This is a genomic window from Bacillus sp. JJ864 (genome assembly GCF_036963045.1).
Lineage (GTDB): Bacteria > Bacillota > Bacilli > Bacillales > Bacillaceae_G > Bacillus_A > Bacillus_A pseudomycoides_C.
In genome coordinates, this window is sequence record NZ_JBALLY010000213.1 from 355 (window position 1) to 9,180 (window position 8,826).

8 protein-coding genes are annotated in these 8,826 nt (G+C 34.6%); all 8 read right to left on the reverse strand.

The genetic code is table 11. The features are described from left to right. On the reverse strand, window positions 1-1,191 hold a 1,191-nt coding region (locus V7024_RS23110; protein WP_335524350.1), incomplete at its 3' end, for an L-lactate MFS transporter. Window positions 1,192-1,328: 137 nt separating this feature from the next. Next, complete coding sequence (locus V7024_RS23115) at window positions 1,329-2,069, reverse strand: LytR/AlgR family response regulator transcription factor (RefSeq protein ID WP_335524358.1); 741 nt, start codon at window positions 2,067-2,069, stop codon at window positions 1,329-1,331. After that, window positions 2,047-3,813: a sensor histidine kinase gene (locus V7024_RS23120; protein WP_335524351.1), complete on the reverse strand. Its 1,767-nt coding sequence runs from the start codon at window positions 3,811-3,813 to the stop codon at window positions 2,047-2,049. The genes V7024_RS23115 and V7024_RS23120 overlap by 23 nt, the downstream gene beginning before the upstream one ends. A 653-nt stretch (window positions 3,814-4,466) precedes the next feature. Continuing rightward, window positions 4,467-4,712, reverse strand: a complete 246-nt coding sequence (locus V7024_RS23125) for a hypothetical protein (RefSeq protein WP_335524353.1) — start codon at window positions 4,710-4,712, stop codon at window positions 4,467-4,469. A 132-nt stretch (window positions 4,713-4,844) separates the two neighbouring features. Then, on the reverse strand, window positions 4,845-5,342 hold the full coding sequence (locus V7024_RS23130) for a hypothetical protein (protein ID WP_335524354.1): 498 nt from the start codon (window positions 5,340-5,342) through the stop codon (window positions 4,845-4,847). Window positions 5,343-5,368: 26 nt separating this feature from the next. Further along, window positions 5,369-6,337 (reverse strand): DUF6731 family protein, encoded by a 969-nt coding sequence (locus V7024_RS23135; RefSeq protein ID WP_335524355.1) that lies wholly within the window; start codon window positions 6,335-6,337, stop codon window positions 5,369-5,371. Window positions 6,338-6,497: 160 nt separating this feature from the next. Then, on the reverse strand, window positions 6,498-7,682 hold the full coding sequence (locus V7024_RS23140) for an XRE family transcriptional regulator (protein WP_335524356.1): 1,185 nt from the start codon (window positions 7,680-7,682) through the stop codon (window positions 6,498-6,500). A gap of 35 nt (window positions 7,683-7,717) precedes the next feature. Next, window positions 7,718-8,419, reverse strand: coding sequence for a DUF5986 family protein (locus V7024_RS23145; RefSeq protein ID WP_335524357.1), 702 nt, complete (start codon window positions 8,417-8,419; stop codon window positions 7,718-7,720). Between the last annotated feature and the right edge of the window lie 407 nt (window positions 8,420-8,826).

Consider the following 8,826-nt stretch of genomic DNA (forward strand, 5'->3'; position numbering starts at 1 on the left):
GCGATAATTTTTTTGTTTTTCTTTTTGCTGATTAGGTGGTCGAATTGAAATAGCGATAATAAATGACACGACAGACAATGCGCCAATTACCATAAAAGTTGGTTTAAATCCACCTAGAATTGCACCAATAAAGGAACCTGCGAGTGCTCCAAAACCAAAGCCTTGATACACGATACCGTAGTTTTTACTATGATTTTTTAGACCGAAGAAATCACCAACAATTGCTGGGAAAATTGTGATATTCCCACCAAAACAAAAAGCAACACTTGCTACACAGGCGAAATAAATTCCATAATTTAAATCCACAAAACTGAGGACAAAAACAGACGTAGCCATAACAACAAACGTTGCTGACACAATTTTCAAACGGCCGATTTTATCTGACAACGGCCCCAAAATGATTCGGCCAACCGTATTAAAGATCGCAACCATAGCGACAGCATTAGCTGCTGTTGCTGCGCTAAGTCCTACGAGTTGAACACCGATATCTTTTACCATACCAATTAAGTATAAGCCACTCATACATGATGTAAATAACATAATAAATAACAGATAAACTTGTTTTGTGCTTAGCATTTCTCTTGTTGTAAAGTCATGACTTTTTGTTTCATGAACTGTATCTTGTTCAGCGGCTTTATGGATAAAACAAGCGCCTATCACTACCATAACTGCAACAATTAAACCCCAATATAAAAACGCTTGTGATACACCAACTGAATCAATGAACTTTGCATTAATGTATTTAAAAATTAGGCTACCTGTGCCATATGCGGAGACAGATATACCAGCAATTAAACCTTTACGCTTTGGAAACCACTTTATTAAATTGGATAGTGAAGTGATATAGGCTGTACCATCTGCGTAACCAACAACAACACCTACTAGTACATAAAGCATTGGTAATGAGGAAACTTGCGAACTAAGCATCAAGCCAATTCCTAAAGCTAATCCGGCTATCATAATAAGTTTACGAAGTCCCAATTTCTCTTGTAATTTACCCGCAAACAAAGTTGAAAATGCTAAAGAAAAGCTAGTGATTGAGAAGGTTATAGCAACAGCGTTAAGACTCCAGCCGTATTTACTCACTAAAGGCTGATTGAATAAACTCCATGTATATATCGTTCCAAGTCCCATTTGGACAATGACTGTACCGAGGACAACAAGCCATGGATTAATAGATGACTTTTTCATACTATCCTTCCACCTCTTTCGATTTGATAGCTTTATTGTATAGGATGTAAACGATCGCGTAAGCACTTACAACACAGAGCGTCAAATATATGAAATCAGTTACATAAAAAGAAGGATGAAATGCAAAAAGCTGCTCGTTAAATACGAAGCAGCTTCTTTAATTCTTTTGCATACGTACGGCTTACAGGTACTTTTGAATCCTCTTTCATAATTAAATTATACGTAGAGTTAAACCACGGCTGGATTTCAGAAATATGATTTACATTTACGATAAAACTGCGATGCACACGGAGAAAATTCATTGGTGGCAATTTCTTTTCTAATATGGCAAGCGTATCGTTCGTCACATACGTATCACAAATCGTTTTCACAATTACTTTTCCGTCCAACAGTCCAGTATATACGATATCTTCTATATTCACTAATACAATCGATTCATCAATCGGCAGCGCTAATTTTTTCATTCCGCTAGATGCATCTGGCGCATGCACTTCTTGTTTCTCATCCATTTCAAGTTGCTTTCGTTTTTTAAATTTCTTAATTGTTTGGACAATGCGCTCTTCGTCAAACGGCTTTAAAATATAATCTAAAGCATCTACTTCAAATGCCTGAATAGCATATTGATCATAGGCCGTTGCAAATACAATAGCGGGTGGCTTTTTCATCTTTTTTAGTATATTAGCAATTTCAAATCCATTATCATCCGACAGCTGAATATCTAAAAAAACAAGATCTGGTTTACTTTCTATCAACTTCTCTAACGCTTCTTCTACACTGTCAGCCTCATCAATAATATCAACCTCTTTCGTTCGATATAATAAATATTTTAATTCGTCCCGCGCCAACATTTCGTCATCAACTACTAATATTCTCAATATCGCTTCCCCCTTTTCTTTGAATTGGAATCGTAAAGGAAATCTCCGTCCCTGCTTTCAGCTCACTGACAATATGAAGCGTTGTATCTTTTCCAAACAAGCCCATTAACCGTTCATTAATATTAAATAATGCTGTTCCCGTTCCTTTTTTTGACGACACAATTGCTTTTCCTAACTGTTCTAATCGTTCCGGTTCAATCCCTTGACCGTTATCTTTTACTTTGAAATGTACGCTGTTTTGCTTGGCATAAACATGAATTCCAACTTGACATATAGGCTGTTTTTTGGAAAATGCATGACGAAGAGCATTTTCTACTAATAATTGCAGCACAAACGGTGGAAGCAAACTATTATGCAGTTCGTCTTCAATATACATTTTCACTTCATATTTATTCGGAAATCTTGCTTGTTCTAACGACATAAACGCATGCACATGATTTAATTCTTGTTCCAATGGAATAAGAAGCTGCCTTGCACCTTGTAAATTGCAGCGAAAATACACGCTTAGCTGTAACAATAATTTCCTCGCTTTCTCTACATCTGTACGACATAAAGCAGATACTGTATTAATCGCATTAAAAAGAAAATGAGGGTTAATTTGTGCTTGCAGCGCCTTTATTTCCGCATCTTGCAACAATTTACTTTGCAGTTCTGCTTCTCCAAGCTCAAGCTGCGTTGAAAAGATTTTCGCTAATCCTTCTGCCAGCTCTTCCTCTACGGGGCTTAATGAATTGGGATTTTTAAAATAAAGCTTTAACGTACCAATGGTCTTTTCACGAGATGTGAGCGGAATCACGATTGCCGCTTGTAATAAACACCCTTCATGCTGACAATTAATCTCTTCGCGCGACTTTGCTTTCATAATCTCCCCGTTCTTTAACACCTCTTTTGACAATTCAGTAATTAAGCTATGGGAAGGAATATGATGATCAGATCCTAATCCAACATGTGCTAATATTTTTTCTGTATCTGTTAAAGATACTGCATCGGTTCCTGTAAAGCGATAGATAATTTGTGCCACATTCATACATGATTCTTCCGTTAATCCTTGGCGAAAATACGGAAGTGTTTTATCAGCAATGCCCAATACTTTATGCGTTTGTAATGCCTTCGCATGTTCTTCTTGTCGTAAAATGGACTGAATCATTGACAAAAGAATAAAACTTCCGAAAGCATTTACAATAATCATTGGGATTGCAATTGTTTTCACAATGCTCCAGCCGTCATCGATTATGACAAGAATCATAAGCATTTCCAGCGATACCATACAGATGCTAAGCACCGCAGAAAACTTAGGGGTTACAACGCGATTTCGTTTTTGATATAAATAGCCAATATAACCTGTCACAATCCCAGCTAAAATAGAAGAGATTGCGCAGCTCAATGCAGTCGTTCCCCCCAGCACATAACGATGAATGCCAGCTATTAATCCTACTCCTATTCCAACAATTGGACCTCCAAGTAACCCACTAATCTCAATTCCCATAATACGTGTATTCGCAATCGTACTAGAAGAAGAGACGCCCCGCAGCCAGTTATCATTCAAAATCGTATTACCAGAAATCTCAATCCCTGTGTAGTTGCTTACAATTGCAAATAACGAAAATATGCCAATTAACATAAAGTTACCTTTATAGCCATCTTGCTTATGCAGCAGCCAACGGAATGCCTTAATATGCGAAAGTAAATATCCTAAAATAACGATTAAACCAACGCGTTCAATCATCATCAATAATAAATCTCCCATTTCATGTCCATCCTTCATGTATTTTTCATTCAATATATTACATCATTATGCCTATCAAGGTCTATATATAACAGAAGGAAATAGACACCAAAAAGGCTGTTATATCAATATTCCCAAGCAATCTCATTACTTAAAAAAATACAATCCCAAACCCTTTCGGACACTTTCCGGACACTAAACATGAGTCCCATATATTCTTCAAAATATTAGTAACTCAAGCTATACTTACATAAAAAATTTTTTATGGTTCTTTACGCAAGGTGAAGAATATTCACCTCGTTCCAAGCGTATCCGTCAAACACAAAAACAAAACAATCGAAACCGTAAACATGCTTTTTTCTCTCCCCACCGTTACTAGCACCTATTTCCGAACCAAAACATTCAAAGAGAATAAAAGCTCTATGTGAACCTAATAGACACCTTATAATCCACCATGCTACTAGAGGGAATTTCCCCTCTAGTTATATTTGGTGTTACCAACTTTTTAGCGTCTCGTCATCAAAGACGATTCGACATCAATGTCGAGCCGCTAAAATTTGAGATACTGATATTTTCATAAAAAACTCCAACATTTTCAACTTAGTTTCTTCGCTTGGTGGGTTATCCAATATTGTACGTTCTTTTCGTTCCATAAGAGCAGTTCCCCCTTTCATTCATGATTTTTTACGTCTTTTCTTTTTATTCCCTCTGTAAGTTAATTTAGTGTGTAACTTTCCATTTTCCACAACAACTTTTCTGTCATAATTCGATAAAACTTCTTCATAATTAATCGTTTCTACTTCTTCACCAACTCGCCAATATCCAGCGCTCAATAAAAATTCTGAAAAGCCCTCTGGAATTGGTAGTTCATAACCATCTAAAGTTATTCTCGTCACTTCAATACCTTCCCTGATGATCATCGAATCATCCTTTCAATTGAAATATGGATAAGTTCGTTTTGAGTTATATTAATACCTTTAAATGCTAAAAATAATAGTTATAATCTCACCCTCCTTTTTTATAATAAAAAAGCACTATCTAATGACAGTGCTTCATTTCATTGATTTTCTCGTTTCAACTTCTGTAGTAGCTAAATTCATAACAGCCTTTAAACTAAATAGCGCTCCAATGGTAATACTGACCAAGTAGTAAGACCAAAATATTATCCCAGGACATATTATATAATAATTACTAACAGGTCCTGCTACCGCAATTGCTAAGTTAATAAGTATAAAATATATACAGGAAGCAATTTGTTTTCTTAACTCTTGATATAAAAAATTGTGTAGATTTGGAAATAAAGTTTTCAATCGTGCCATGACTGGACTGGATTTTAAAGTAACTAAAAGGGTTAGAAAAACTCCATCGACAGTTAATATTCCGACAGCATAAGCCACAAAACTTCCTGTATTTTCCCTTATGTTGGACATGTAGTTAAAATAATATAAGACGATAGGCAATATCGAGAAAAGAAAATTAACACTAAATCTATTTCTTTCCCATAATTTCCAAAAAAAATCTACAGAAGACTTCAAAATCTTGCCTATCATAAATTCCGCCTCCTTTCAAAATAATTCTAATCAGCTAATGGTTGAAGTATTCTTGCAATCGCAGTTCTTTTTGCATGATATTTTTCCATGAATTCAATATGGATATACTCATGTCCTATACCTGTTCGATTTTCTAAATGTAAATCAATTACATTTGTTAATCTTGGAGTCAACAGATTTACAACTTCTACTGGAGATTCGATATCTTCTCGTGCAGTAATTTCTATTTTAGGTTTGTTTTCATCTCCTAATTGACTAAATCCATCAATAATTTCTTGAATTAATTCTGAATCCAAACTTTCTGCTTTCGGTGCTGTTCCCAATGATATTGTTAGTTCAAAATTAATACCATTTGCCCGACCGATAATTTCAGATACTTCACCCAATGTACCATTTTGAGCCATTGCATCTGCCATAATATTACTTCCTTTGATATTAATTTTCCTAAAAATATCAGCGTTACCAATAGTGTCTACTTTTGCAGTATCAACTATCGGATGTAATTCTACATTTAATGGTATCTGATCTACCTCACCTATCAACTGTTTGTAACGGTTTCTTAATTCTGTTAAAAATATTTCCACTTGACTTATATTTAAACTGTATAAATTCGATTGAACAGCGACAGTACAAAAAGTTGGATCAAAAACAATAGTTACAAACTCTCCAATATACTCATCATCCTGTAAGATTAAATCTTCCTTTGGATCCCCAATTCGTTTTTTGGGTGGTATATCATTTTCTCTAAGTTTTCCAATTTGAAAAGAGTAAACTCTTGCCCGTTCGTCATATATTATCGTATGTCGATCGAATTCAGCTATATATTCTCTAACATTAACCACACAGTCAAGTGGATTTTGCATCACAGATAAATAATCTAATAAAGTTGTCATATCCCAAGGTGCTTCTAAATTTCTCCCTTGCATGTTAGGAGGGATTACATCTGGAACTAGATTTATTGTGAAATAATTAAATCTTACACGTTTTACAGTCATTTTTACAACATCTCCTTCTATCTTCATTATCTGATAAAAAGAGACTATTTACCTATATTAATCATTCGTCATTTTTCGACATCAAAAAAAGAACACTGAATAATTTCAATCAATCCTTCAGCGTTCTTTACAATGCGATAACTAAGTTTCACAAATCTATTTATACTGTCTTATTTATCATTGTGTTAGTATCTCTTTTCAATTCTAGTACAACATTAGATCTATCGTTTCTAAACTTAGCAAGTGTACCTTCCTCCAAGCCTGTCAACGCCTCGAACATTTCTTCACGTAAAGTTAATTGATACTCGTTTGAAAGTTCTTCTAAAATGCTATTACCATCAAAAACATCATTTTCGAGTAATGTTAGAATTGACTTTTTTATTAAAACTGGGCTTGTAGGCTTAGACTGTCCATCTAATGGTTCTTTTTTTCTCCAACCATTTTTACTCATTTGTCTTTGCAGATATGAATATTGGTTGAAAGTGATTACTCCCAAATTATAAGCTCTTCTGACCATAACACCCACAGACACATGCCATTTCTTCTTCATAAAAACATAATGGTCTAGGTCAATCGGAAACATACTAACATCTCTAATAAAAGGTTCTTTAGGTAATAGAAACGCACTAGCAAAATCATTGGCTTGCTGTTCCATTTCTCTTTCTTCATCCTTAGATAATGTAGATAAGTCAAGATAAGGTTCATGAATCAATATATGAGCAAGCTCATGCGCTGCATCAAACTGTCTTCTATATCTACTACCTTTATCATTTCCTAATACTACAAAATAAACATCTGAACCATTTATTTTCCTTGTCTGTGTATATGCATCAATTTCAGCAACATTTATTCTTGAAGTAGAAACAATTATTCCATTTACCTCTAGGAGTTCAACCATATTTTTAATTGGTTTATCTCCTAGTCCCCAAAACTCCCTGGCTTGTACAGCCATTTCTTCTATGCTCATATTATCTACATCTAAATTAGGTAAGTTTTCTTTAGGCAAATCAATATACTCATTGATCAATTGATAAATAATTGAAAGAAAATCTAGCCTCAACTTCTGAGCCTCAAGATCCTTCTTCAAAGTTTTCGCAAGCGCTCTAAAATAAGCATTACCTACTTTATCTGTAACAGTATCATCTTCAAAATAGAACTTTCTTGGGAAGCCTAGAACTCCCTCCAGTTGAAGCATGATTTCTCCACCAGGTGGACTAATATTTTTTTCATACTTAGAAATCATTTGTTTAGATATTGAAAGCTTTTCCGCTAAATCCAATAAACTCATTGCATTAAAGCGTCTAGCTAATTTCAATCTTTCACCATTAAATTTAGATGTAATCATCTTAAAAAATCCCTTTCTATGAGAAGAGCGCGATTTTATTGAGATGTTTTCTTGCGCTTTGTTTTCAGTGGAACGTCCATGTCATGTTGTTCTTGTTCTTGTTGTTTGTTATCCGTATCACTATCATCATTAGCAGCAACAGTAATAAAGTCACTCCAATCCTCTTCATAAAGCGTATCTAAATTTTCATTTAATACATTAGCTTTAACGGATTTTAATTCATAGCCTTTCATATCAAGACTAATCACACAGAACTGTTCAATCTCACAAGGACATGCTTGAAGCATTTCCTTATATATTCGATGAGCTTCCTCTTCATCGAAATCCAAGCCAAATGATATCTGTATCGCTCTTCTCTGACTCAAATCTAATTTCCCCTCAAAATCCGCATTACATACCCCAGAAATGGCAGAAATGTAATGCATCACTTTAGGCTTTATCTTTCCTGTCTGCCTAGCATCAAGATTGTCTTGAGACAAAAGGAAAAATAAAGTCTTACTTGTTGTATCAACAAGCCCTGTAACTTTCCAGCCATTTCTCTTTGTTTTGAACGAAACAAGCCCTTCTGCGTCATTCCCAAGTTGATGAGGATATATAAAACTCCATTTTGCCATCCCATGACCATTGTTAAATCCATAATCATTTGCTAATCTATCGCTAGCCTTAGACAACGATGCTTGAACCCTTTGAATGATTTGTCTGATACTATTTCCATCAACATTCAGTTTAAAAGGCAAAGACGACACTCCCGTTCTTTAATATTTTGTCATCTTATTTTTACATTTTATTTTAAAAACGTCAACCTTTAAACTTATATTTTGAAAAATAGTCAATATTTAATTCATTTCTAATTAAAAGGGATATTAAATTCATATCAATATCCCTTTTAAAAATCCCTTCATAACTTCCAATATAGTCAAAATATTAAACTTCCAAGCGATACACAATTTGTTCTGCCTTATCATTTAACACAAGCTCGTCCACAATGATAAAAACTGTGCTGGTACATTTCCAAAATACAATACTTCTGGTGCGAATTCAGTTTTAGTACAGCCTTGATTTATACATATATCTTTCCAACGTTGCTCAATCTCACGATAATTCTCATCATAATCTTGAAAAGGGATCATTGTCTTCCAATAAG

What these genes read in the sequence shown, in the direction of transcription:
- V7024_RS23125 (WP_335524353.1), bottom strand. Translation starts at nt 4,712, where the DNA reads ATGATCATCAGGGAAGGTATTGAAGTGACGAGAATAACTTTAGATGGT.
- V7024_RS23135 (WP_335524355.1), bottom strand. Translation starts at nt 6,337, where the DNA reads ATGACTGTAAAACGTGTAAGATTTAATTATTTCACAATAAATCTAGTT.
- V7024_RS23120 (WP_335524351.1), bottom strand. Translation starts at nt 3,813, where the DNA reads ATGGGAGATTTATTATTGATGATGATTGAACGCGTTGGTTTAATCGTT.
- V7024_RS23130 (WP_335524354.1), bottom strand. Translation starts at nt 5,342, where the DNA reads ATGATAGGCAAGATTTTGAAGTCTTCTGTAGATTTTTTTTGGAAATTA.
- V7024_RS23140 (WP_335524356.1), bottom strand. Translation starts at nt 7,682, where the DNA reads ATGATTACATCTAAATTTAATGGTGAAAGATTGAAATTAGCTAGACGC.